This window comes from Azospirillum sp. TSH64, assembly GCF_003116035.1.
Taxonomy (GTDB): domain Bacteria; phylum Pseudomonadota; class Alphaproteobacteria; order Azospirillales; family Azospirillaceae; genus Azospirillum.
Window position 1 is genome coordinate 2671234 of sequence record NZ_LGQW01000015.1, and the last position, 22348, is coordinate 2693581.

At 68.8% G+C, this 22348-nt stretch carries 22 protein-coding genes; 6 read left to right on the plus strand and 16 right to left on the minus strand.

The window, feature by feature from the left end; genetic code table 11:
* Positions 1-17: 17 nt before the first annotated feature.
* Positions 18-755 carry an SDR family oxidoreductase gene (locus TSH64_RS13580; RefSeq protein ID WP_109445603.1) on the minus strand — a complete coding sequence of 246 codons (738 nt, stop codon included), beginning with the start codon at positions 753-755 and terminating at the stop codon, positions 18-20.
* 371 nt (positions 756-1126) lie between these two features.
* Between TSH64_RS13580 and TSH64_RS13585 the strand changes: the two genes are divergently transcribed.
* Positions 1127-2305 carry a ChaN family lipoprotein gene (locus TSH64_RS13585; protein ID WP_109452629.1) on the plus strand — a complete coding sequence of 393 codons (1179 nt, stop codon included), beginning with the start codon at positions 1127-1129 and terminating at the stop codon, positions 2303-2305.
* 8 nt (positions 2306-2313) lie between these two features.
* Here TSH64_RS13585 and TSH64_RS13590 read toward each other — a convergent pair whose 3' ends face one another.
* Complete coding sequence (locus TSH64_RS13590; protein ID WP_109445605.1) at positions 2314-2922, minus strand: NUDIX hydrolase; 609 nt, start codon at positions 2920-2922, stop codon at positions 2314-2316.
* Positions 2923-3069: 147 nt separating this feature from the next.
* Here TSH64_RS13590 and rmuC point away from each other — a divergent pair, with 147 nt between their 5' ends.
* From rmuC to TSH64_RS13610, 4 genes are all read left to right on the plus strand, one after another.
* Positions 3070-4530 (plus strand): DNA recombination protein RmuC, encoded by a 1461-nt coding sequence (gene rmuC / locus TSH64_RS13595; protein ID WP_247872924.1) that lies wholly within the window; start codon positions 3070-3072, stop codon positions 4528-4530.
* Between the two features lie 82 nt (positions 4531-4612).
* Positions 4613-4816, plus strand: a complete 204-nt coding sequence (locus TSH64_RS13600; RefSeq protein WP_109445607.1) for a hypothetical protein — start codon at positions 4613-4615, stop codon at positions 4814-4816.
* Positions 4817-4992: 176 nt separating this feature from the next.
* Complete coding sequence (locus tag TSH64_RS13605) at positions 4993-7017, plus strand: methyl-accepting chemotaxis protein (protein WP_109445609.1); 2025 nt, start codon at positions 4993-4995, stop codon at positions 7015-7017.
* Positions 7018-7117: 100 nt separating this feature from the next.
* Complete coding sequence (locus TSH64_RS13610) at positions 7118-7366, plus strand: hypothetical protein (RefSeq protein WP_109445611.1); 249 nt, start codon at positions 7118-7120, stop codon at positions 7364-7366.
* 19 nt (positions 7367-7385) lie between these two features.
* Here the strand turns inward: TSH64_RS13610 and TSH64_RS13615 are convergent, their stop codons facing one another.
* From TSH64_RS13615 to TSH64_RS13630, 4 genes are all read right to left on the minus strand, one after another.
* Positions 7386-8462, minus strand: coding sequence for a hypothetical protein (locus TSH64_RS13615; RefSeq protein ID WP_109445613.1), 1077 nt, complete (start codon positions 8460-8462; stop codon positions 7386-7388).
* 171 nt (positions 8463-8633) lie between these two features.
* Positions 8634-8855, minus strand: coding sequence for a DUF1150 family protein (locus TSH64_RS13620; RefSeq protein ID WP_109445615.1), 222 nt, complete (start codon positions 8853-8855; stop codon positions 8634-8636).
* Between the two features lie 91 nt (positions 8856-8946).
* A complete protein-coding gene (locus tag TSH64_RS13625; protein WP_098739184.1) occupies positions 8947-9423 on the minus strand; it encodes an Hsp20 family protein in 477 nt (158 codons plus the stop codon).
* A 125-nt stretch (positions 9424-9548) separates the two neighbouring features.
* A complete protein-coding gene (locus tag TSH64_RS13630) occupies positions 9549-10709 on the minus strand; it encodes an NAD(P)/FAD-dependent oxidoreductase (RefSeq protein WP_109445617.1) in 1161 nt (386 codons plus the stop codon).
* 255 nt (positions 10710-10964) lie between these two features.
* On the opposite strand from TSH64_RS13630, the gene rpsD reads away from it, so the two are divergent.
* Complete coding sequence (gene rpsD, locus TSH64_RS13635) at positions 10965-11579, plus strand: 30S ribosomal protein S4 (RefSeq protein ID WP_109445619.1); 615 nt, start codon at positions 10965-10967, stop codon at positions 11577-11579.
* 101 nt (positions 11580-11680) lie between these two features.
* Here rpsD and TSH64_RS13640 read toward each other — a convergent pair whose 3' ends face one another.
* The 10 genes from TSH64_RS13640 to TSH64_RS13685 form a co-directional block, all read right to left on the minus strand.
* Positions 11681-12898, minus strand: coding sequence for a fused response regulator/phosphatase (locus TSH64_RS13640; RefSeq protein ID WP_109445621.1), 1218 nt, complete (start codon positions 12896-12898; stop codon positions 11681-11683).
* Entirely contained in the window at positions 12895-14088 is a 1194-nt protein-coding gene (locus TSH64_RS36630; protein WP_282188105.1) for a response regulator, read from the minus strand. The genes TSH64_RS13640 and TSH64_RS36630 overlap by 4 nt, the downstream gene beginning before the upstream one ends.
* 65 nt (positions 14089-14153) lie before the next feature.
* Positions 14154-14948 (minus strand): ATP-binding protein, encoded by a 795-nt coding sequence (locus tag TSH64_RS13650; RefSeq protein WP_247872925.1) that lies wholly within the window; start codon positions 14946-14948, stop codon positions 14154-14156.
* A 5-nt stretch (positions 14949-14953) separates the two neighbouring features.
* On the minus strand, positions 14954-15259 hold the full coding sequence (locus TSH64_RS13655) for an STAS domain-containing protein (RefSeq protein WP_109048956.1): 306 nt from the start codon (positions 15257-15259) through the stop codon (positions 14954-14956).
* Positions 15260-15310: 51 nt separating this feature from the next.
* Positions 15311-16459: a methyl-accepting chemotaxis protein gene (locus TSH64_RS36635; protein WP_109445623.1), complete on the minus strand. Its 1149-nt coding sequence runs from the start codon at positions 16457-16459 to the stop codon at positions 15311-15313.
* A 36-nt stretch (positions 16460-16495) separates the two neighbouring features.
* Entirely contained in the window at positions 16496-17563 is a 1068-nt protein-coding gene (locus tag TSH64_RS13665) for a chemotaxis response regulator protein-glutamate methylesterase (protein ID WP_109445625.1), read from the minus strand.
* 3 nt (positions 17564-17566) lie between these two features.
* A complete protein-coding gene (locus tag TSH64_RS13670; protein WP_109445627.1) occupies positions 17567-18229 on the minus strand; it encodes a chemotaxis protein in 663 nt (220 codons plus the stop codon).
* A 3-nt stretch (positions 18230-18232) separates the two neighbouring features.
* A complete protein-coding gene (locus tag TSH64_RS13675) occupies positions 18233-19153 on the minus strand; it encodes a protein-glutamate O-methyltransferase (protein ID WP_109445629.1) in 921 nt (306 codons plus the stop codon).
* A 34-nt stretch (positions 19154-19187) separates the two neighbouring features.
* Positions 19188-21737, minus strand: coding sequence for a methyl-accepting chemotaxis protein (locus TSH64_RS36640; RefSeq protein ID WP_109445631.1), 2550 nt, complete (start codon positions 21735-21737; stop codon positions 19188-19190).
* 67 nt (positions 21738-21804) lie between these two features.
* Positions 21805-22344, minus strand: a complete 540-nt coding sequence (locus TSH64_RS13685) for a chemotaxis protein CheW (protein WP_109445634.1) — start codon at positions 22342-22344, stop codon at positions 21805-21807.
* Positions 22345-22348 lie beyond the last annotated feature (4 nt).

Here is a 22348-nt window from a genome sequence, read left to right on the forward strand (position 1 = left end):
CCCCGCCTTTCCCTCGTTCAGAACAGATGCTGGCCGCCGGTGATGAAGGTCTCCGTCCCCGTCACATAGGCCGAGTCCGAGCCGCACAAGTAGAAGATCACCGCGGCGACATCCTCCGGCGTGCCCATGCGCTTCAGCGGGATGCGCGGGATCAGCACATCATATTCCGGGCCGGTCATCGCCGTTTCGATCTCGCCAGGAGCCACCGCGTTGACGCGGACGCCGATCTCCGCGAACTCCACCGCCATTTCGCGGGTCAGGCCGGACAGCGCCGCCTTCGAGGTCGAATAGGCCGAGCCGGCGAAGGGATGCACCGAATGGCCGGCGATGGAGGTGACGTTGACGATCGCCCCTTTCCCCCGCGACAGCGGAGCGGCGAAGCCGCGGGCCAGAACCAGGGCGGCGAAGAAGTTCAGCTCGAACACCCGGTGCCAGCCCTCGATCGAGCCGTTCAGGCAGCCGAGCCGCTCCTTGATCGGCGTCTTGGGCGAGATGCCGGCGTTGTTGATCAGGGCGTGCAGCGGTGCGCCGTCCAGCGCCTTGTTCGCCTCCTCGACGAAGGCGGCGCGGCTGGCAGGGTCCGACAGGTCGGCCGGGATGTGGTGGGTCCAGTTGGGATCGCGGCGGCAATGGGCCGGCACATCCTCGCGCGAGCACGAGATCACGCGCCAGCCTTCGTTGCTGAACCGGGTGACGGTGGCGTGTCCGATACCCCGGCTGGCGCCGGTGAGAATGACGACTTTGCGGTGCGGCATGGGGGGCTGCGCTTCACGAATGATTGCGGTCGGCGGGGAAAGCGGACGCCCTGGGAACGGCCTCGGGAGTTCCGGATGGGAGGATCGAAGGCCCCTCATCCGCCGGTGGTCCACCGCCTGCGGCGATCCTACCCGCCGCCGCATCGCCTGTCATCCGCCAGTATGCCAGCTTCTCCCGACTCCCCGGTCGGCTCCGGGGGCGGCATATGGCGCGGCGGAAGGCGCGGCAGAACGACGCAATCCGCGGCCTTGTCCATTGACGTTGCGTCCGGCAGCGCCAACCTTGGCGAATCCCCGCAAGACGGAGCCAGCCCTTGCCGCGCCAGCCCTTCCGTCCCCTTGCGTCCCTATTGCGCCGTCGCCTTGCCCTGATGACCGTCACAGCGCTGTCCATGACGGCGGCGGCCGGCTGGGCTGCGGAGCCGGTGCGGGTCGCCTGCGTGCCGCCCGGCGTCTGGGCCGACAGTGCCGGTGCTGCGGTGGAGCCGGTGCCGCTGCTGCGCCGCCTTGCCGAGGCGCCTGTGGTCCTGCTGGGGGAGCAGCATGACAAGGCTGACCACCATCGCTGGCAACTGCACACCCTTGCCGGCCTTCATGCGCTGAACCCCGACCTTGCCGTGGGCATGGAGATGCTGCCGCGCCGGCTGCAACCGGTGCTCGACCGCTGGGCAGTGGGCGAGATGACGGAGGGCGAGTTCCTGAAGACGACGGACTGGCGCACGGTCTGGGGCTTCGACCCGCAATTCTACCTGCCGATCCTGCAATTCGCCCGCCTGCATCGGCTGCCGGTGGTGGCGCTGAATGTGGAACGGTCGCTGATCGGCCGCACCGCACGCAACGGCTGGGCCACCGTCCCGGAGGCGGAGCGCGAGGGCGTCGGCAATCCGGCCGCCCCGACGGAGGCCTACCGCAACCGCCTGACCGAGACGCTGGCGGCGCACGATCGCTCCGAAGCCCGTTCCGCCGCACCTGCCGACGCGCCCGACAGCGCGGTCAAGCGCTTCATCGAGGCGCAAGGCGTCTGGGACCGTGCGATGGCGGAAAAGATCGCCGAGACCCGCCGCAACACCGGCCGTCTCGTGGTTGGCATCCTGGGGGAGGGGCACATCGCCCGCCGTGACGGCGTTCCGCACCAGCTGGCCGATCTCGGCATCGCCGATGCGGCCGTGCTGCTGCCTTGGGACGCCGACCGCGACTGCGGCGAGCTGGATGGCCGCATCGCCGATGCGGTGTTCGGCCTGGGGCCGGAACGGGAGGATGCGGAGCCGCAGCGCCCCAAGCTGGGCGTGCAACTCGACCCCGGTCCGGAGGGCATCATGGTGGGGGCGGTGAGCAGCGGCAGCGTGGCCGCGGCGGCGGGCCTGCGCACCGGCGACCGCATCCTGATCGCCGCCGGCATGCCGGTGCGCGCGCCAGCCGATCTGGTCGCGGTGATCCGCCGGCAGGCGCCAGGCACCTGGCTGCCGCTGACCATCCGGCGCGACGGGGCGGAGCAGGAATTGGTGGCGAAGTTCCCGGTGGACGGGGCAGCGCACCCGCCCCAACCCTGACCTGGCCCTTACAGCATCTTCTCCCACCGGGCGAGCGCGTCCGGCGTGGGGTTGACCGCAGGTGCGCAGTCGGAGCGGCCGAGCCGCTCATGATGTTCGCGCAGTGCCCAGACGACGGTGGGGAAGGCAAGCTCGTCCCAGGGGATGTCCTTCCACTCGAACAGGCCGACCTCCAGGCTTTCCGGGCCGGGCTCCACATCGGGCGAGAGCAGGCGGGCGCGGAAGATCATCTGGACCTGGCTGATGCGCGGGATGTCGTAGATCGCCAGCAGATGGTCGATGTCGATGCGCGCCCGCGCCTCTTCCCAGGCCTCGCGGGCAGCGCCGTCGCGGGTGCTCTCGCGCTCTTCCATATAGCCGGCCGGCAGGGTCCAGTAGCCCTTGCGCGGCTCGATGGAACGGCGGCAGAGCAGGATGCGGCCATCCTCCCAGGTCGCCACGGCACCCACCACGATCAGCGGGTTCTGATAGGCGATGTAGCCGCAGTCCGGGCACATCAGCCGCTCCCGATCCTCGCCGGGCGGGATGGCGCGGACACGCGGGCCACCGCAGTCCGGGCTGCAATCGTACTTGCCGTTATCGGGGGATTTGTCGTCGGGGAGAGTATCGTCGGGCATGGCTTCCGATATGGCGCGGCCTCCTTGGTTGGGCAAGCGGAGAAAGCGAAAGCCGGGCCGGCGCGGTCCTTGGTACGTTCGCGCCCTGTTCCAATTCGCGATTCGTTCCGATAGGCTGCTCCCATTCCAGAGCTGAGGGGATTTGGGGTGACGCAGTTCCTGGTCAACGGGATGGTGGTGGACGGTCTGTCGCTGGGCATCGGGCTGGCGGCCGGTCTGCTGCTGGGCGCCGCCGTCGCCTGGGCGGTGCTGCGCGCCGCTGCCGGCCGGGCCGAGGCGGCCGCTGCCGTCCTGCATGCCGAGTTCGCCACCCGCCTCGACCTCGCCGAGCGGACCGAGGGCGACCTGCGCGAGGAGATCGAGGCGCGCGACCACCAGATCGCCCGCCTGCATGGCGAGGTCGCCGGCGCCCGCGAACGCCATGCCCAGCTGTCCACCCGGCTGGAGGCCGAACGGACCGCGGCGGCGGAGAAGATGGCGCTGTTGGAGCGCGCGCAAGCGGCGCTGGCCGACAGCTTCAAGGCGCTGTCGGCGGAGGCGCTGCACCAGAACAACCGCAGCTTCCTCGATCTGGCGCGGGAGACGCTGGCCGGCTTCCAGGAGCAGGCGAAGGGCGACCTCGACAAGCGGCAAACGGCCATCGCCGCCATCGTCGATCCGGTGCGCCAGAGTCTGGAGGCGATGGACCGGCAGATCCGCGACCTGGAAAGCACGCGGGCGGGAGCCTATGAGGGGTTGAAGCAACAGGTGCTGTCGCTGGTGGAGACGCAGAGCGCGCTCAGGGCGGAAACCGGCAACCTGGTCCGGGCTCTCCGCACGCCGGCGGCGCGCGGGCGCTGGGGTGAAATCCAACTGCGCCGGGTCTGCGAGATGGCGGGGATGCTCGACCACTGCGATTTCGTCGAGCAGGTATCGGTCGACAGCGGCCGGCTGCGCCCCGACCTGATCGTTACGCTGCCCGGCGGCAAGACCCTTGTGGTCGATGCCAAGACCCCGCTGGAAGGCTATCTGGACAGCATCCAGGCGGTCGACGACACGGTCAGGCGCGATGGCATGGTCCGCCATGCCCGCCATGTGCGCGACCACATGAAGCAGCTCGGCACCAAGGGCTATTGGGACCAGTTCGACGACAGCCCGGAATTCGTCGTGCTGTTTCTGCCCGGCGAGAACTTCTTCTCGGCGGCGCTGGAGCAGGACCCGGCGCTGATCGAGGCCGGCATCGACCATCGCGTGATTCTGGCAACGCCCACCACCCTGATCGCCTTGCTGCGCGCCGTGGCCTATGGCTGGCGGCAGGAGCGGCTGGCCGACAACGCCCGCGAAATCAGCGCGCTCGGCGCCGAGCTGTACAAGCGGCTGTCCGACCTGGGTGGCCATATGGACCGGTTGGGCGGGCAGTTGGACAAGGCCGTCGGCTCCTACAACAGCGCGGTCGGCACGCTGGAATCGCGGGTGCTGGTCAGCGCGCGCCGGTTCCGCGACCTGCATGCCGCGCCGGACGGGACGGCGGAGATGCCCCTGCTCGAGCCGCTGGACCACAGCCCGCGCCGCCTGCAGGCGACGGAACTGCGCGCGGTGCCACCGGTCGAGACCACCGCGGCCGATTGAGGCATTCCGACCGATGGATGCAGAACCGTCGGCGTGCTATCCCTGCGGCCTGACAGGTTTATAGATGCGATGGAATCCGCCGATGACTGACCATGCAGCAACCGGCCAAACGGCAACCGAACAGACCGTCCGCTGCGACCGCTGTGCCCACCGCTATTCCGCCGCCGAGGAAGGGTGCCCGCGCTGCCGGTCGATTCGCCGCACCAACGCCGTCATCGTGGCGCTGCTGGTGATGCTGGTGATCCTGGCCCTGGTTGGCTGGGTCGGCACTTTGGTCTTGACCTGAGATCTACGCCGGCACTTTGGATGGTCTTTGCGCAGACGTTGCACAATCTGCAGGCAACGCGCACAACGAAACATCATTGCTGTTTTCCCCGATAATCGAGCAAGTTTTTTGCTTGTCATATTAGGGTTATTTTGAGAAGCAACCCCATGCCGTCGTTTCTGCGCAGGGGTTGCATAATGCTGAGAAACCTCCGGATTGCCGCGCTTACCAACCTGTTCGGGGTGGTGGTCACGCTGGGTTTCCTGGCGGTGGTCGTCACCGGTGCGCTGGCGATCCGCGAGTTGAAGGTGGGCGGGCCGATCTACCAGCGCATCGTGCTGGGCAAGGATCTCATCGCCGACATCCTTCCGCCTCCGGAATATGTGATCGAAGCCTATCTGGAGGCGACGCTGGCGATGAACGAACCGGCGTCGGTCGAGCAGCGCCGGGCGCGGCTGGTGCAACTGCGCAAGGATTATGACGAGCGGCATGAGTACTGGCTCAAGGAGAGCTTCGAGCCGTCGCTGCTCACCCAACTGACCCGGACCTCCCACACGCCGGTGATGCGATTCTGGACCGAGGTCGAGACTAGGTTCCTGCCGGCGCTGGCCCGCAAGGACGAGGCGGCGACGCGTGCCTCCTACGCGGTGATCGCCGAGGCCTATGCCGCCCACCGCGCCGTCGTCGACCGCATCGTCGAGGACACCAACCGCTACAACAGCGAGACGGAGGTCTATGCCACCGGACGCGAGGACCTGTTCATGACCGCGGTGTGGGGCGTCTCGGCCCTGGTGCTGGCGGTCGTGATGCTCGGCGTGTTCGGCATCCGGCGCCGGGTGGTGCGGCCGGTGGGCGAGCTGACCGCGGCGATGCGGGCCTTGGCGCAGGGCGACCTGACCGTCGCCATTCCCGGGGCCGACCGCGGTGACGAGGTCGGGGCGATGGCCCAGGCCCTGCGCGTCTTCAAGGAGAATGCGGAGGAGGCCCGGCGCCTGCACCGCCTGCGCGATGAGGAGCGCGAGCGGTCGGAGCGCGAAAAGCAGGCAGCCCTGCTGCGCATGGCCGAAACGGTCGAGATCGAGGCATCGAACGCCGTTGACGTGGTGGCCAGCCAGACCAGCCAGATGGCCGGCAATGCCACCCGCATGGCCGAATCGGCCCGCGCGGTCAGCGACAACAGCCAGACCGTCGCCGCGGCCGCGACCCAGGCGCTGTCGAACGCCCAGACCGTCGCCGCCGCATCGGAACAGTTGAGCGCCTCCATCCGCGAGATCGCGACGCAGATCAGCACCGCGACCACGATGACCGGCGACGCCGTCGGCGCCTCGATCCGGGCCGAGGAGACCATCCAGCGTCTGGCCGAGGCGGTGACCCGTATCGGCGAGGTGACGGACCTGATCAACGATGTCGCCGGCCAGACCAACCTGCTGGCGCTGAACGCCACCATCGAGGCGGCGCGGGCAGGGGAGGCGGGCAAGGGCTTCGCCGTCGTCGCCAGCGAGGTGAAGCAGCTGGCCGGCCAGACCGCGCGGGCGACGGACGAGATCGAAAGCCAGATCGCCGCCATCCAGGCGACAACGGCCGAGGCGGTGCGCGCCGTGCGCGCCATCGCCGAGCGGGTGCGCGGCGTCGAAACCGTGTCGGCCACCGTTGCCGCCGCCATCGAGGAGCAGGAAGCGGCGACCGGCGAGATCGCCCGCAATGTCGTCCAGACCTCCAACGCCGCGCAGGAGGTGGCGACCCGCATTGCCGCCGTCTCGCAGGAGGCGACTGCGACCGGCGAGCGTGCCAACGAGGTCAACAGCCTGTCCGTGAATGTCGCCGCCAGCATCGACCAGCTCCGCCGCGTGCTGATCGAAGCGATCCGCACGGCGACGCCGGAGGTGAACCGCCGGTCCGCCCCGCGCTATCCGCTGAACCGTCCCGGCAGGCTGTCGGTGGGCGGGCGCGAACTGCCGGTGACGGTGGACAACGCGTCGGAGGGTGGCGCCCAGCTGAGCGGGCTGCCGCAGGAGGCATGGTCCGGTCTGGCGGAGGGGAGCGCGCTGCGCATTGCCTTGCCGGGGCTGGAGCCGGTGGCTGCCGTTGTCCGGGGGCTGGATCGCGGCGGCGCCGGCCGGCTGCATGTCACCTTCACCCTGTCCGGCGCCGAGCGCGACCGCTTTGCCGCGCAGTTCGGCCGCAGCGTCGCCGGGCTGGCTGCGCTCGACCGTGCCGCCTGAACGGTTGCGGCTGCCGGCTAGCGGCTGCCCTGCGGCGGTCAGGGAATAACCTTAATTATGACAGTGATTTCATGACGGTTCGGCGGTTGCCGGGTTCAGAATGGCGGCGGTTCCTGGGCTGCCCGCCCGTTCTGAAAGCCTCTGCGCCATGGTCGAAACCACCGCCTGTCCCTATTGCGGGTCCGATTACGGGCATGGTCCCAACGACTGCCCGCTCTGCCGGTCCGCCCGGCGCAAGGATCTGGTGGTGCGCTGCGTCATCGGGCTGATGTTCCTGGTCCCGATCCTGACGCTGTTCGCCACCATCCTGCTGGACAACGGCATGGGCAAGATGCTGTCGATGGACTGATGTCGGGGCTTGACGGGGCCTACATGTGCCCGGTGCGTGCGGACTGTTCCAGCGCCTTGATGTGGGACAGGCCGGGCAGGATCTCCGATTTCACGAATTCCATGCGGCGGTTGGGACCGCCGCCGCCGCGGGCGAAGCGGTGCTTCCACAGGTTCATCTTCACCGCCAGACCGCAGAGCACACCGCCAATGGTGACGTGGTGCGAGGCAATCAGCTCGCGGATCGATCGGAAGGTGTCGGCGTTGATGTCGCTCCAGAAATCCTTGGAGCGGTTGTCGAAGCTTTCGAACCGGCCGGTGATGGAGGTCGCGATGTCGGTCAGGTCGCGGGCGATCTCGTCGAGCATGCGCATCTGGCGGGAGTCGCGCTTGACCTCGGCGGAGCTGCGGATCTCCTCCATCCAGCTGACGAAGCGCTGAACCTCCGGCACGATCTCGTCCAGGCATTTGCGGAAATAGGCGAGGGACAGGAAGATGTCGCCATATTCCTCGAGGAATTTCGGGATGTCGTTCAGCCCGATGTCCAGCCGGTCGGCCATCATGCGCAGGTTGCGCAGGGCCTCGTCCCGGTTGGGGTTGGCGAACAGCTGGATGATGTCGGTCACGTCGGCGACCTGAAGCTCCTCCGTGCCATAGACATATTCCATCAGCGGGCGGGTGAAGACCCGCATGTAGCTGGTCAGTTCGGCCTTCTTGCGTTCGGACAGGGTCAGCGATTCGACGTTGTTGACGTCGATGTTCAACCGCCGCAGCTCGATCCGCGAGGAATAGACGTCGAAGCTGGAGGCGGCGCCGATCTTCTCCAGCTTCACCAGGTCGCGTTCGATCTCGTCCTTGTAGGATTCGAAATAGGAGGGGATGTGGCGGGGAGACACCTGGCCGCTGCCGGCCTGGGCGTCGCGGAACATCTCCACCACGGTCTGAAGCCGGACATTCTTGATCAGGCGCGCGTGCTGAAGACCAGGCGTTTCCAGCGGGATCGCCGACAAAGGCAGGATGTGAAGGGAGTCGCGGGCCTCGTCGTCCCAGGTCTTGCGCTGTTCCGTATCGGGCGTGGACTTCGCGTCCGCCGCCGTATCGCTTGCCCCACCGTCCAACCGACCGTCTCCCACTGCCGTCTCGCGTCCCGTGCCGGCGATTATCGCAGAGCGCACCTTACAACAGGAGTCAGGGCTGACAAGGATCGAGATGTGGCGGATTGCCGCACAACAGGCCGCGGCAGGCCGAGAGGCGCGGGTGTCCTCCTGCCGGCGCGCCGCGGCGGGCGGTCAGTGGACGCTGACCGGCTCCATGTCGTTCTGGACGATGGCGGCGAAGGCCAGCTCGCGGTCGGCGACGACGCTCAGCGGCGTGCCGTCGGCGGCGTGGATGGCGAAGGCGGCGGCGCCGTCCACCTCCACCGGGCGGACATAGGCGACGTCGCCCAGGCCGAAGCTGGCGAAATCCTGGGTCGACAGCTGGCGCAGCTGGCTGTGGGTATCGTTCATCATGGTCTTGGTCTCCCGCGGCTCCCCGTCATGGGCGGCCGCGCGTGCAGAGTATCGGGGGCGAGGGTATCAGGGAAGACAGCGGGAAGGGGGATCAGTCGTCCCGGCCGTCGGCGGACACGTCGATGGTGCGGGGCATCGCACCGGCGGCGGTCTTCTTCGGCTGTTCGATCTTGATCGTGCGGACCTTCGGCTCCGGCATCGGGCGGGTCAGGTCGATGTTGAGCAGCCCGTTGTCGAGCGAGCAGCCCACCACCTCGATCCCTTCGGCCAGCACGAAGCTGCGCTGGAACTGCCGCGCGGCGATGCCGCGGTGCAGATAGACGCGCGACTTGTCGTCGGTCTGGCGGCCGCGGATGACGAGCTGGTTGTCTTCGATCTGGACCGACAGGTCATCGGAGGTGAAACCGGCCACGGCAAGCGTGATGCGGAGGCCGTCGTCGCCGATCTGCTCGATGTTGTATGGGGGATAGCCTTCGGCCGAATTCTTGGCGATCCGGTCGAGCGTCCGCTCGAACTGGTCGAAGCCGAGCAGAAGCGGGCTGTTGAAGAGCGAAAGGCGAGTGGTCACGACGCATCCTCCTCACGACGGGAGCGAGTTGCGGAAGGTGGGCCCGTTTCCGGCGCCCGGCGGGTCGGCGGCCCAGCATCTACCGGCGCCGCCATGCCTATAGATTGGGAGAGCCGCGGCTGCGGTCAAGAACCCTGTGCGCCTCTGGAATGGTTAAGAATCTCAGGCGCCTCGCCAAGCTCCATGGCCACCGCGTCGGCGATGGCAAGGCAGGAGGTCAGGCCCGGCGATTCGATGCCGAACAGGTTGACCAGCCCGGCCATCCCATGGGCGCCCGGTCCCTGGATCAGGAAGTCCGCCTGCGGCTGTCCCGGGCCGCTCAGCTTCGGCCGCACGCCGGAATAGGCCGGCACCAGCGCATTGTCCGGCAACCCCGGCCAATAGGCGCGGACCGCGTCGTAGAAGGAGTCGGCCCTGGCGGGGTCGACGGCATAATCGATGCCGCCATTGACGTCGCCCAGCCATTCCACGTCGGGACCGAAGCGGGCCTGTCCGCCAAGGTCCAGCGTCAGGTGGACCCCCAGCCCGCCCTCCACCGGCACCGGATAGACCAGCCGCGAGAAGGGGGAACGGCCGGCGGCCAGCGCATAGTAATTGCCCTTGGCCAGCACCCTCGGCGGCACGTGGGCGACGTCCAGCCCCTCCAGGCCGCGGGCGACGGCCCAGGCACCCAGCCCGGCGGCATTGACCAGGGTGGAGCAGGCGATGCGCATCGGCTCCGCCCCGCCGACCTCCAGCTCGAATCCGGCCGCGGTGCGGTGGGAGCGCTCCAACGGGCTCAGCAGCGCCAGCATCGCCCCTAGGTCCTCCGCGTCGCCCAGCAAAGCCAGCATCAGCCCATGGCTGTCGATGATGCCGGTGGAGGGCGACAGCAGGGCGCCGACGGTGCGCAGGTTCGGCTCCCATCGCATCGCGGTGGTGGCGTCGATCTCCGTCAGGTCGGTGACGCCGTTGGCCGCCGCCTGGGCGCGGATCGCCGCCAGCTTCGGAAGCTGCTCCTCCTCCGTCGCGACGATCAGCTTACCGATGCGGCGATGCTCCACCCCGTGGCCGGTGCAGTAGTCGTAGAGCGCGTCGCGGCCGGGCACGCACAGCCGTGCGCGCAGGCTGCCGGTCGGATAATAGATGCCGGCATGGATGACTTCGGAGTTGCGCGAGCTGGTGCCGGTGCCGATGGCCTCTTCCGCCTCCAGCACGATCACCTCGCGCCCGGCCCGCGCCAGCCGCCGCGCCACCGCCAGACCGACCACGCCCGCCCCGACGACCACGCACTCCACCTGCTCCATCGTCTCAGTCCCGCCTGCCGCTTGCGCCGCCGGGAAGGGGAGCGGAAAAGGACGGGGCTTGCAAGAGGTTCCGGATATGCCGTTGGGCCCGCATATGCGTCAGGCTTGACTCGGCCGCGCCAATGGGTATTGTGCGCGCCTTCACCTCCTGGGAAAGCGGGCGCGCGCAATTTTTGACGCCCCGTCCGCCGCCTGAACAGGGCGGCCGGAACTACCGGGACAACATCAACTCGTGTCCAACGAGGCCTGAGAGCTATGAGCAAGCGTCAAGAGTCCAAATACAAGATCGACCGCCGCCTTGGCGTCAACCTGTGGGGCCGCGCCAAGAGCCCGCTGAACAAGCGCGAGTATGGCCCCGGCCAGCACGGCCAGCGCCGCAAGAAGCCGTCGGACTACGGTCTGCAGCTGATGGCCAAGCAGAAGCTGAAGGGCTACTACGGCAACATCGGCGAGAAGCAGTTCCGCCGCATCTATGCCGAGGCCGTCCGCCGCAAGGGCGACACCGGCGAGAACCTGATCGGCCTGCTGGAGCGCCGTCTGGACGCCGTGGTCTACCGCATGAAGTTCGCGCCGACCCCGTTCGCCGCCCGTCAGCTGGTCAACCATGGCCACATCCTGGTCAACGGCCGCCGCCTGAACGTCTCTTCGGCCCGCATCAAGGACAACGACACCGTCGAGGTGCGCGCCAAGTCCAAGCAGATGGCGCTGATCCTGGAAGCCTCGGCCTCCGGCGAGCGTGACATCCCCGACTATCTGGAAGTCGACGGCAGCGCCCTGAAGGGCCGCTTCGTCCGCGCCCCGCTGCTGGCCGACGTTCCGTACCCGGTCCAGATGGAACCGAACCTGGTCATCGAGTTCTACTCGCGCTGATCGGTCGGCTCCTGCCGAACGCGAAAGGCCGCTCCCTCGGGGGCGGCCTTTTTGCTTTTGGGGCCGCAGCGTTCCGGTGTGGTCGGCCGGCAGCCCGGCAGTCAGCGCCGGCGCGTCAGCAGCACTGCCGTCAGGTCGTCGTCGATGGGCCCGGTCGCCGTCAGGTCGTTGAGCAGGCCGGACAGCAGGGCGGCGTCGTCGGGCTCATGCAGGCGCAGGGCAAGCAGGGTGGCGAGGCCGTACTCGTCAAGAACCCCGTGGCTCTCAACGCCCTCGATCGGGATTTCGATGGCCGCATCGGAATAGAGCAGCAGGCGGGCACCGGGCGGCATCGGCAGCCGGCGGGCGTCGTAGGTGACTGTCGACAGCAGGCCGAGCGGCAGCCCGCTGCCGTCGCCCAACCGCGGCGCCTCGTCGCCGGGATGCCAGACCATCGGTGCCGTCGATCCGGCGGATGCATAGTGGAACTCCCCGGCCACCGGATCGATCAGCCCGGTCAGCATGGTGGCGAACTGGCCGCTGGGCAGCAGCCCGCACAGCCGGCGGTTCACCGTCTCCAGGAACGCCGCCGGGGTCAGGTCGGTGCTGCCGATCTGGCGGCAGATGGCGTCCAGCCGGAATGTGTTCAACGCGGCGCCGACCCCATGGCCGGAGAAATCGACCAGATAGACAGCGACCCGGCCGTCGGGCCGCCGCTCGATTCCCCAGAAATCGCCCCCCAGTTCGGAGGAGGGTGCGAAATGCGCCTGGACGGCGATGCCGGTCGCCTCCTCCAGCTCGGCCAGCCGGTCTGGACCGGGCAGCATCCGGGCCTGCATGGCGCGGGCCAGTTCCAGTTCGTTTTCCGTGCGGCTGTGATACTGCTCCAGATCGCGCAGCATGGCCCGCTTGCGCAGCTGGATGCGCACGCGGGCCATCAGCTCTACCGCATTGATCGGCTTGGTGACATAGTCGGTTGCGCCGGCGGCGAAGGCACGGGCTCGGTCCTCCGCCCGGCTCAGGCTGGACTGCACCAGAACCGGCAACGACTTCCAGCGCGGGTCGGCACGCAGGCGCCGGCACATCTCGAACCCGTCCATCTGCGGCATCATCAGGTCGAGCAGCACGAGATCCGGCTTGAAGCGCTCCATCAGGACCAGCGCGTCCTGCCCATCCTCCGCCTGCTCGATCAGGGTGATGCCGCCGCGCTCCAGCAGGGCCAGCAGAAGGTGACGGTTGATCCGGTTGTCGTCGACGATCAGCACGCGGGCGCCGGCCAGCCCGTCGACGACATCGCCCGCCTCGGCCGGAAGCAGGTCGGATGGCGGAGAATCGCTCATGCCGCCGCCTCCCGTTCGATCCACAGCAGCGTGTGGTCGTCGCCGCTGACCCGGCCCAGGGCGGAGCCCAGCGAGCGGACCACGGCGTCGAAGCCTTCACCCTCCGCCACGGCACGGCCGATCATCCAGCCGAGTCCGATCCCGGTCCCGCCGGCGTCCAACGCCTCCAGAACCGCGACGGAGTAGAGCGCCAGCACGCTACCCCGCGGCAACTCCATCACGTCGCTGCGGTAGCGGGTGCCGGGCGCGATGCCGATCGGCAGGCCGGCGGCCGCACCGAACGACGGTCCGCCGTCGCCGCTCAGGATCATCGGCGGCGCCCCGTCCGCCGAGGCGTGGATGAAGCGCCCGGCCTCGCCGTCCACCACGCCATAGGTCATGGTGGCCTTCTCGCCCGGCGCCAGAAGCCCGGCGGCGCGGTCGTTCAGCGCGGTCATCAGGACGGCGGCGTCCTCGCCATGGGCGGGACCCAGCTCCTGGAGAAGGGCATGCAGCCGGAAGGCGTTCAGCGCCGCCGAGACTCCGCGGCCGGCGACGTTCAGCAGATAGGCGCCGAAGCGCCGCCCGCCCAGCGGCAGCAACCCCCAGAGATCGCCACCGAGATGGGGCGAGATCACGCTGTGCGCGCGCAGGCGGCAGCCCGCGGCGGCGGCCACGGCGGCGCTCTGCGCCGGGGTCGGCAGCAGATGCTCCTGCATCGACCGGGCGATGGACAGCTCGGCCTCCACCCGCGCCCGATAGGTCTGAAGGCGGCGGATCAGCACCCGGTCTTCCAGATGGATGCGCACGCGGGCCAGCAGCTCCGTGCGCTCCAGCGGCTTCGACACCAGATCGGTGGTGCCGGCGGCGAAGGCGCGGTTGCGGTCCTCACCCGACGACAGTGCGGTCTGCACCAGGATCGGCAGGTCGGCCGTCTCCGGCATGGCGCGCAGGCGGCGGCAGACCTCGAACCCATCCATTCCCGGCATCATGATGTCCAGGATTAGCAGGTCGGGGATGGCGGCCTCGATCATCGCCAGCGCCTCGAACCCGCTGGCGGCGAAGGAAACCTGCCGGAAGCCCGCCTCGGCCAGGAAAGCGCCGATCAGCGTGCGGTTGAAGGCGGTGTCGTCCACCACCAGGATCGGGCAGTCCAGGACGGTGCAGTCGGGGATCCGGCATTCGCAGAGCCGGTCGCCGGAACCCTGCACATCGGAGCGTCCGGCATCCGATTGCGGGATCGCTCCACAGCCGGGATTATGCCAGCCATCCGCGGTCACAGCCGGAACCTCATGCGGATGCGGCGGCCGCCATCCTCGATCGTCAGCCCGTCGGCGATGGTGCCGATCAGGTCGAGGCCGCGGCCGGACGCTCCCGAGTTGGCGCGCGGGCCCGGGGTGAAGCCGGCGCCCTCATCGGCGATCTCCACCGTCGCCACCCGCCGGCCATCCTCCGCCGGGTCGATCCGGAGCGTGACGACGATGCGGCGGCCCGCCAGCACCGGATCGGCCAGACGGTCGCCCAGGTCGCGGGAAAAACGTTCCAGCTCCTGGGCGCTCAGCTCCTTCATGCCGGCGACACCCAGGTTGCCGTGGACCAGCGCGTTGCTGACCGCCTCGTGCAACGCAAGCTCGACGTCGTCGCGGCGGTCCCCCTCCAGCGGATGGCGGGCGCTCAGCGCGGCCAGCAGCCTGCCGCCAAGCTGGAGGTCGTGCGCGGTGGCCGTGGTCAGGTTCAGGTAGAGATCGCTTGTCGCCGCCTCCGCCAGGAATGGCGCCAATCGGTCGGCGGTATCGGAAGCCCCGGTATCGGTTGGCGGCTCGATCCAGGCGGCGACCGGCGGGAGCCAGAGCGCGTCGGACTCAGGTACGGCGCTCCCGTCTCCGGCCAGCAGGACCGCCAGCGGCGCCGGTCCGGCGGGCGCCTGCACCGGGGACAGCCGCAGCGCCAGCGCCAGCCGGGTCAGCCGGTCGGCCGCCAACCCCGGCGCCAGAAGACCGGCGAAGCGGGTGCGGCAGCCGGCGGTCTGGTCCGCCTCCTGTGTCGTGCCCTGGGTTGTCCCGTCGATCACCGGGATCAGTCCTCGATCGGAACGATCTTGGCGATCTGCGCCACGGTCAGCACCCGTTTGACCTGACCGGCGGCGCCGCGCAGGATGAACTGCTTGGCGGCGCGGTCCATCTCCTCCCGCGCGATCAGCAGCATGCCGATGCCGGCGGAATCGACGAATTCGAGCGACGACAGGTCGAGCACCTGGCGCTTGAGCTTGTTCTGTCCCATTTCACCGATCAGTGCCCGCAACTTCGCGTGGTCGTTGAAGGTCAGGCGACCGCGCAGGCGGATGACCGCCTCCTGATCGCGCACTTCGATGCCGTAGTCCATAGGCCCGTCTTTCCGCAAATATGGTTCAGTGTACAGGCGGGGGGCACCGCACTAGAAGAGTTCAATATCACCGCCGGCGCTGCTTCCCCCTGCGGCATCGAGGTCAAGCACGCCGTTTTCGTCGAGGGCCGTGCCTTCCAGCAGCAGCCTGCGCACGAAGCGCTCGCGCATCTCGCTCAGCGTGAAGCGGCCCATCAGCTGGTTCAGCCATTCCTGCGGTTCGCGCGCGCCGATGGCGGGCGGCACCTGGGCGCGGATCCGGGTTTCCAGCTCTCCCAGCCCGGCGCTCATGATGGCGAGGCTGTCGTTGATCGCCTCGATGCGCTGCTTGGTCAGGTCCTGGAACTGCATGCCGGTGATGACGTGCGCGATGGTGGACGACATATCGGACGACACCGACGCCGCCGTTTCCAGCACCGACTGGAAATGGTTGGTCTGCGCCACCAGGCTGTCCATCGTCTTGTCGACGCGTTCCTTGGCCAGCATCTGCGGCGACATGTCGGTGTTGGCGATCTGGCGCAGGATGTCGTGGCCGTTGCGCACGCCCTTCACCACGGCGGTGACGGTGCCGCGCATGCGGTCGGCCAGTTCGCCGGTGGAGCGGGAGAGGTGCCGCACCTCCTGCGCCACCACGGCGAAGGTCCGCCCGGCCTCGCCGGCGCGGCTGGCCTCGATGGTCGCGTTCAGCGCCAGGAAGTTGGTCTGGCGGTTGATGCCATCGATGTCGCCGATCGACTTCTCCAGCTCGGCCACGTCCTTCTGCACGTCGTCCAGCAGATAGACCATGCTCATGGCATGGCGCGACAGGGTGACGATGTTGGTCACCATGTCTGTGATCACGTCCTGCATGCCGACGACCAGCCTGTCGAGCGGCACCCGCTCGCCGTCGATGTCGACCGACCCTGCCGTGTCGACGATCTGGGCCACCCGTTCCGACTGCTCCAGCGCCTTCCGGGCCAGTTCGCGGAAGCGCTCCGACAGGTCGAGGGTGGAGGTCTCCACATGGTCCGAGGTGCGCGTCAGCTCGCCCTGCACGATGTCGAGCGTGCGGCGCTGCACATCGGCGAAGCCGAGCCAGGTGGACAGAAGCTCCGCGGTGACCGCGACCTTGGCGTCGCCGTCCGGCGTCGCGGAGACGTCCCGGGGCGCGGCATTCCGGGAGCCGGTCTGGACGGCGTCGTGGGCAGCGGACTTGAACATACTGGTGCTCCTTGGAAACTCTACCCGGATTCCCGATCAGGTCGGGGCGGTGCGGGGGCGTTCGCCGACGGCGTCGAAGGCGCGCAGCATTTCGGCGGGGATTTGGGTGAGCGGCAGTTCGACCGTGACCGCGCCGGCCTCCTTGGCGGCGCGTGGCATTCCATAGACGACGCAGCTCGATTCCTGCTCGCCGATGGTGAAGGCGCCGGCCTCATGCATCGCCTTCATGCCGATGGCGCCGTCGCGGCCCATGCCGGACAGGATGACGCCGACGGCGTTGTTGCCGGCCGCCTTGGCGACGGAGGCGAACAGCACGTCGACCGACGGGCGGTGGCCGCTGACCGCGGGGGTGTCCTGGATGTGGCAGACGAAGCCGGCGGTGTCGCGGACGATGGCGAGATGGCGGTCGCCGGGGGCGATCAGCACCAGCCCCTGGGCCGGCCGGTCGCCATGGACGGCGACCCGCACGGTGGGGGCGGACAGCCGGTCGAGCCGTGCCGCGAAGCTGGGCACATAGCTGGGGCCCATATGCTGGGTGATGACGATGGGCGGGCAGTCGGCCGGCATGGCGGCGAGCACGTCGCGGATGCGCTCCACCCCGCCGGTCGAGGCGCCGACCGCGATCAGCCGCTTGCCCGAGCCAGCGCGCCGCGGCGTCGGCAGGACGCCATGGGTGGCAGCCGGGCGGCGCATGGTCAGGCGCGCGGTGGCGGCGACGCGGATCTTGGAGACCAGCTCCATCGCCGTCGCCTCGAAGCCTTGCCCGTCGGAGCTGCCGGGCTTGGCGACGCAGTCCACCGCCCCCAGTTCGAGTGCGCGGATGGCGGCGTCCGACCCCTCGCGGGTCAGGGAGGAGACCATGATGACCGGCGTCGGCCGCAGGGTCATGATCTTCTCCAGGAAGGACAGCCCGTCCATCTTCGGCATCTCGACGTCCAGCGTGATGACGTCGGGGTTGGTGGCCTTGATGACCTCGCGCGCTTCGAAGGGGTCGCGGGCGACGCCGGCCACCTCCATTCCCGCCTCCCGGGTCAGGATGTCCTTCAGCATCTCGCGCATCAGGGCGCTGTCGTCGACGATGACGACGCGGATCGGTCTGGGCATGGGTCAGCTCCCTTCCGGATCGGCGGGGGTGAACAGTTCGACGTCGCCCTCCTCGGGGGTCTGGCTCAGGTGCGTGATGAAACGCCGTTCGCGGGTGACGGTGTCGGCCGCCGCCTCCGGCCGCAGCAGGCGGCGCAGCGCACGTCCGCTGTGCGGGAAGTAATGCACCCGCCGGGCGGAGCCTCCGCCCAGATCGTGGCCCGCCAGCGTCAGCCCCTCCGTCTGCACATAATCCAGCGCGAAGCGGCTGTTCAGCCCGCCGATGTCGTAGCTCGATTCGATGACGCGGCCGCCGCCGAACAGCTTGACCTGCAGGCGCTGGCGTTCGGCACCGGCGGCCAGTAGCGCGTTGATCAGCCGCTCCATGGCGACCGATCCATAGCGCGCGGCCATGCCGGCCCCGTCAAGCTCGCTCGCCGGCAGGTCGGGCAGCATGAAGTGGTTCATGCCGCCGATGCCGCGCACCGGGTCATGGATGCAGGCCGCCACGCAGGAACCCAGCGTCGTCGCGATCATCAGGTCGGGACGGTCGCTGACCGCCTGCTGGCCCAGCCCGATCTTGACGGTGTCGGCGTTGAATTCCCGGTTGAAGTAGCGCCCGCTGCCCATGCGGTTGCGGAGCGTCGGGCTGGCTGGCTCCTGCCGGGGGAGGGGTTCGGCGTTCATCGCTCACTCCCTCCGGTAAATGGTCGGACCGGCCTGCCGGAACAGGTTCGACACGCCATACAGGCTCTCCGAGTGGCCGAGGAACAGATACCCGCCGGGGCGGAGCATCCGGGCGAAGTTTTCTATCACCTGCATCCGGCCACGGCGGTCGAAATAAATCAGGACATTGCGGCAAAAGATCGCGTCGAACGGGCCGGACATCGGCCAATGTTCCAGCAGGTTCAGCGGCTTGACGGTCACGAGGCGCTTCAGCTCCTCGCCCATCGCCACAGCAGGCTCGCCGTCCAGCCGGGTGTCGGTGGTGAAGCGCTGGCGGATCCCCGGCGGAATGCCGGTGGCGCCCGACAGCGGGTAGATGCCGCGCCGGGCGGTCTCCACCATGTGGGTGTCGATGTCGGTGGCGAGGATGCGGGCATCCCAGCGGCGCAGATCCGCCCCCATGGCGGAAACCAGCACCATCGCCATGGTGTAGGGCTCCGGCCCGGAGGAGCAGCCGGCCGACCACAGCCTCAACCGCGGCTTCGGCTTGTGGGCGTTCAACTCCCGCAGTTCCGGCAGGACGGTGGAGGCGAGAAAGTCGAAATGATGCGATTCGCGGTAGAAGCTGGTCAGGTTGGTGGTCAGCGCATTGACCAGGAAGCCGATCTCGTCGGCCACGCCGTCGCTTTGCAGCAGGGCGCAATAGGCGTCGAAATCGGGCAGCCGCAGCTCGCGCAGGCGGCGCGCCAGCCGGGCATAGACCATCTCCGCCTTGTGCGGCGCCAGCGCGATGCCGGCCAGCTGATAGAGCAGGCCGGCGATCAGGTCGAAATGGTGCCGCTCGAAATGGAATTCGCGCGCGCCACCGAAAACCGCCGCCGGGGCGGCCGGGGGGCGCCGCAGCGTTTCGGGTTCGGTCAGTGAGGCGGGCGAGCGGTCGGTCATCGCGGCACCGGGGGCATCATCGAGAGATCTCGGCTCAGGCTGATTTGCGAGCGAGGGTGAAGAAGGTCATCTGCTGGCGCAGCTGGTCGGCCTGATCCTCCAGGGAACGGGCGGCGGCGGTGCTTTCCTCCACCAGGGCGGCATTCTTCTGGGTCATCTCGTCCATCTGGGCGATGGCGATGTTGACCTCGTCGAGGCCCGATGCCTGCTCGGCGGTCGCCCGCGCGATCTCCGACACCAGATCGGCGACGCGGCCGATGCCCGACACGATCTCGGTCAGGGAGCTGCCGGCCGACCGCACGAGGTCGACGCCCTCGCGCACCTGCCCGCCGCTGTCCATGATCAGCGCCTTGATCTCCTTCGAGGCCTGGGCGGAGCGCTGGGCGAGTTGCCGCACCTCCTGCGCCACCACGGCGAAGCCGCGCCCGGCGTCACCGGCCCGCGCCGCCTCCACCGCCGCGTTCAGCGCCAGCAGGTTGGTCTGGAAGGCGATCTCGTCGATCACGCCGATGATGTCGGAGATCTTCTGCGACGACTGTTCGATCCGGCGCATCGCCTCCACCGCACTGGTCGCCACCTGCCCGCCGCGCGAGGCCGCTGTGCGCGCCTCGGTGGCGAAGCCGTTGACCTGCTGGGCGTTGTCGGCGTTGGAGCGCACGGTGGCGGCGAGCTGTTCCATGCTGGCCGCGGTCTCCTCCAGCGAGGAGGCCTGCTGCTCGGTCCGCTCCGACAGGTCCATGCTGCCCTCCGCCACCTCGCGGCTGGCGATGGCGATGGAGCCGGCGGCATGGTCGATGCGCTGCACGATCTCGGACAGGCGGCCGACCGTGCCGTTGAAATCGTCCTTCAGCCGCTGGAACACGCCCTCATACTGCTTGTCGATGCGGCTGGTCAGGTCGCCGCGCGACAGCGATTCCAGCACCGTGGCGAGATCCTCGGTGACGGCGGCGATGTTCCCGGACAGGCGGTTGATGCCTTCGCTGACCAGCCGGAAGAAGCCGCTCTTGCCGTCCAGCGGGATGCGGTGGGTGAAGTCGCCGCGCACGGCATTCTCCACCATGGCGCCGATCTCCGCCTCGATCGCCAGTTCCTCGGTCAGGTCGCGCCATTCGACGACGGTGCCGAGCCGCTCGCCCTGGCGGCTGACCACCGGGTTGGCGATGACCTGGAAGGTGCGGCCGCCGGTCTTTGCCAAGCCGCGGTGGGTATGGGTCAGATCGGCCAGCAGCCGGCGCTGGTGGGTCGGGTCACGGTGGAAGACGTCGAAATTCTGTCCGACCAGCCTGCCCGGGTCGAAGCCGGGCAGCGCGGTGCGCAGGTCCGCCTCGGCGTGGCGGAACATGCCCATGATCGAGTCGTTGGCGTAAAGGATGCGGCCGTCGGCATCGGCCATCATGATGTTGGCCGACACCCGTTCCAGCGCGATGCGGGAGCGCAGGGCCTCCACCGCCTCGTCCTTGAAGGCGTCGACGGCGCGGGCCATGTCGCCCAGCTCGTCCTGCTGGCCGGTGTGGGGGACGCTGACCGACAGCTTGCCTTCTGTCAGTTCGGTCATCACCCGGCGGATGCCGGTGACCGGTCCGACGATGGAGGCGGCGATGCGGTTGGCTGCGACGATGCCGATCACCAGCGACAGCAGGCCCAGCCCGACCGTCAGGCGGATGGTGAAGGCGGCCTCGCTGCCGGCCTCCTGCTCGATGGCCCTGGAGCCGGCGGCGATGGAGGCGACGATGGCGTCGATGGCACGGTTGACCGCGGATGCGGCAGCGACGAGATCGTCGGTGCGGCGCTTGGCCTCGTCATTGGCGGCGACGATCTCGCGGAAGGCGCTGCGGTATTCGGCGCCGCGGGTCTCGACATCGCGCAGGGCCACGGACAGGGCGGCGTTGTTTTGCAGCAGGGCGGACAGACGGGCGATCCCGTCGCCCATCGCCTTGCCTTCCGCCTCCAGCTGGGCGGCGGCGGCCGGATCGCGCAGGCCGATGGCGCGGTTGGCGTAGAAGCGGGTCAGCAGCCAGCGCTTCTCCACCTCCTGCATGCCGAAAGCGACGTCCTTGTCGCCGGAGGCATCGGCCGCAGCCACCGCCTCTTCCAGCCGTTTGGTCACCTGGGTGCCCAGCGGGTCCATGCGCTCGCGCAGCGTCCGGTCGGCGCGCTCGCGCACGGTCCGCACCGCATCGAATTTCTCGTGGTAGGCGCCGTGCAGGCTGTTGAGGTCGGCGAAAGCGGCGGCCTGGGGGGAGGCCTTCATCATGGCCTGCCGGTCCGCCATCGCCGATTCGAACTCCCCGCGCAGGACGCGCAGCCGGTCCAGCGCCTCGGTGGTGCCGATATTGATGTATTCCCGGGTTTGCAGCCGTTGTGCACCCAGGCGGCTTTCCAGATCCTTGGCGAAGACGGCGAGGTCGCCCGACGCGATGACGCTGTCGATGCGCCGGTTCAATCCATCCAACCCATAGATGCCGGTGCCGGACTGCGCGGCGATCAGAACCAGCAGCAGGCCGAAGACCAGCCACAGCCGCTTGGCGATGCGCATGTTGCTGAGGAAGGTGCCGGATTTGGCAGTCGTGCCGTCGGTGGCCATCGCTGACGTTCCCTCTTTTTATGGCTTCTCGTTGCGGCCTGCGCAGCCGGGGGATCGCCAACCGGTATCAGGTCGGCTCCAGCGCTGCGCGGGTGGCGTCCTGGTCGACATGCTCGCCGGCGAACAGCTTCCCCACATTGAGCAGGGTCACCATCCGGTTCTCGGCGGTGTAGAGGCCGCTGAGATACTCGGCGTCGATAAGACCGCTGTCGACATCGGGCGGCGGCTTGATGGCGTCATGGCCGATGGCGAGGATGTCGGAAATGGCGTCGACCAGGATGCCGCGCGTTCGCTCCCCCACCTGCATCACCACCACGACATGGCGCTTCGTCACCTGGGTCAGGCCGCCGCCGAAGCGGGCCCGCAGGTCGAAGATCGGGATGATGATGCCGCGCAGGTTGATCACGCCGCGGACATAGTCGGGGAGATTGGGCAGTCTGCTTTCCGGCGTCCAGCCGCGGATTTCCCTAACTGCCAGGATGTTGACGCCGTACTCCTCGTTGCCGACGGTGAAGGTGACGTATTGCTCCTCGCTGCCGTTCGCGGCGCCGGACGGCTGGAGATCGGTGCGGGAGCTGATGGGGGCGATTGCGGTGGAACTGCTCATCGCT

Coding starts and splice junctions, on each gene's coding strand:
- TSH64_RS13685 (WP_109445634.1), bottom strand. CDS start 22,344: ATGAGCAGTTCCACCGCAATCGCCCCCATCAGCTCCCGCACCGATCTC.
- TSH64_RS13620 (WP_109445615.1), bottom strand. CDS start 8,855: ATGATGAACGATACCCACAGCCAGCTGCGCCAGCTGTCGACCCAGGAT.
- TSH64_RS13640 (WP_109445621.1), bottom strand. CDS start 12,898: ATGAGCGATTCTCCGCCATCCGACCTGCTTCCGGCCGAGGCGGGCGAT.
- TSH64_RS13665 (WP_109445625.1), bottom strand. CDS start 17,563: ATGCCCAGACCGATCCGCGTCGTCATCGTCGACGACAGCGCCCTGATG.
- TSH64_RS13655 (WP_109048956.1), bottom strand. CDS start 15,259: ATGGACTACGGCATCGAAGTGCGCGATCAGGAGGCGGTCATCCGCCTG.
- TSH64_RS13675 (WP_109445629.1), bottom strand. CDS start 19,153: ATGACCGACCGCTCGCCCGCCTCACTGACCGAACCCGAAACGCTGCGG.
- TSH64_RS13605 (WP_109445609.1), top strand. CDS start 4,993: ATGCTGAGAAACCTCCGGATTGCCGCGCTTACCAACCTGTTCGGGGTG.
- TSH64_RS13585 (WP_109452629.1), top strand. CDS start 1,127: ATGACCGTCACAGCGCTGTCCATGACGGCGGCGGCCGGCTGGGCTGCG.
- TSH64_RS13580 (WP_109445603.1), bottom strand. CDS start 755: ATGCCGCACCGCAAAGTCGTCATTCTCACCGGCGCCAGCCGGGGTATC.
- TSH64_RS36640 (WP_109445631.1), bottom strand. CDS start 21,737: ATGGCCACCGACGGCACGACTGCCAAATCCGGCACCTTCCTCAGCAAC.
- rpsD (WP_109445619.1), top strand. CDS start 10,965: ATGAGCAAGCGTCAAGAGTCCAAATACAAGATCGACCGCCGCCTTGGC.
- TSH64_RS13600 (WP_109445607.1), top strand. CDS start 4,613: ATGACTGACCATGCAGCAACCGGCCAAACGGCAACCGAACAGACCGTC.
- TSH64_RS13630 (WP_109445617.1), bottom strand. CDS start 10,709: ATGGAGCAGGTGGAGTGCGTGGTCGTCGGGGCGGGCGTGGTCGGTCTG.
- TSH64_RS36635 (WP_109445623.1), bottom strand. CDS start 16,459: ATGTTCAAGTCCGCTGCCCACGACGCCGTCCAGACCGGCTCCCGGAAT.
- TSH64_RS13610 (WP_109445611.1), top strand. CDS start 7,118: ATGGCGGCGGTTCCTGGGCTGCCCGCCCGTTCTGAAAGCCTCTGCGCC.
- TSH64_RS13670 (WP_109445627.1), bottom strand. CDS start 18,229: ATGAACGCCGAACCCCTCCCCCGGCAGGAGCCAGCCAGCCCGACGCTC.
- TSH64_RS13590 (WP_109445605.1), bottom strand. CDS start 2,922: ATGCCCGACGATACTCTCCCCGACGACAAATCCCCCGATAACGGCAAG.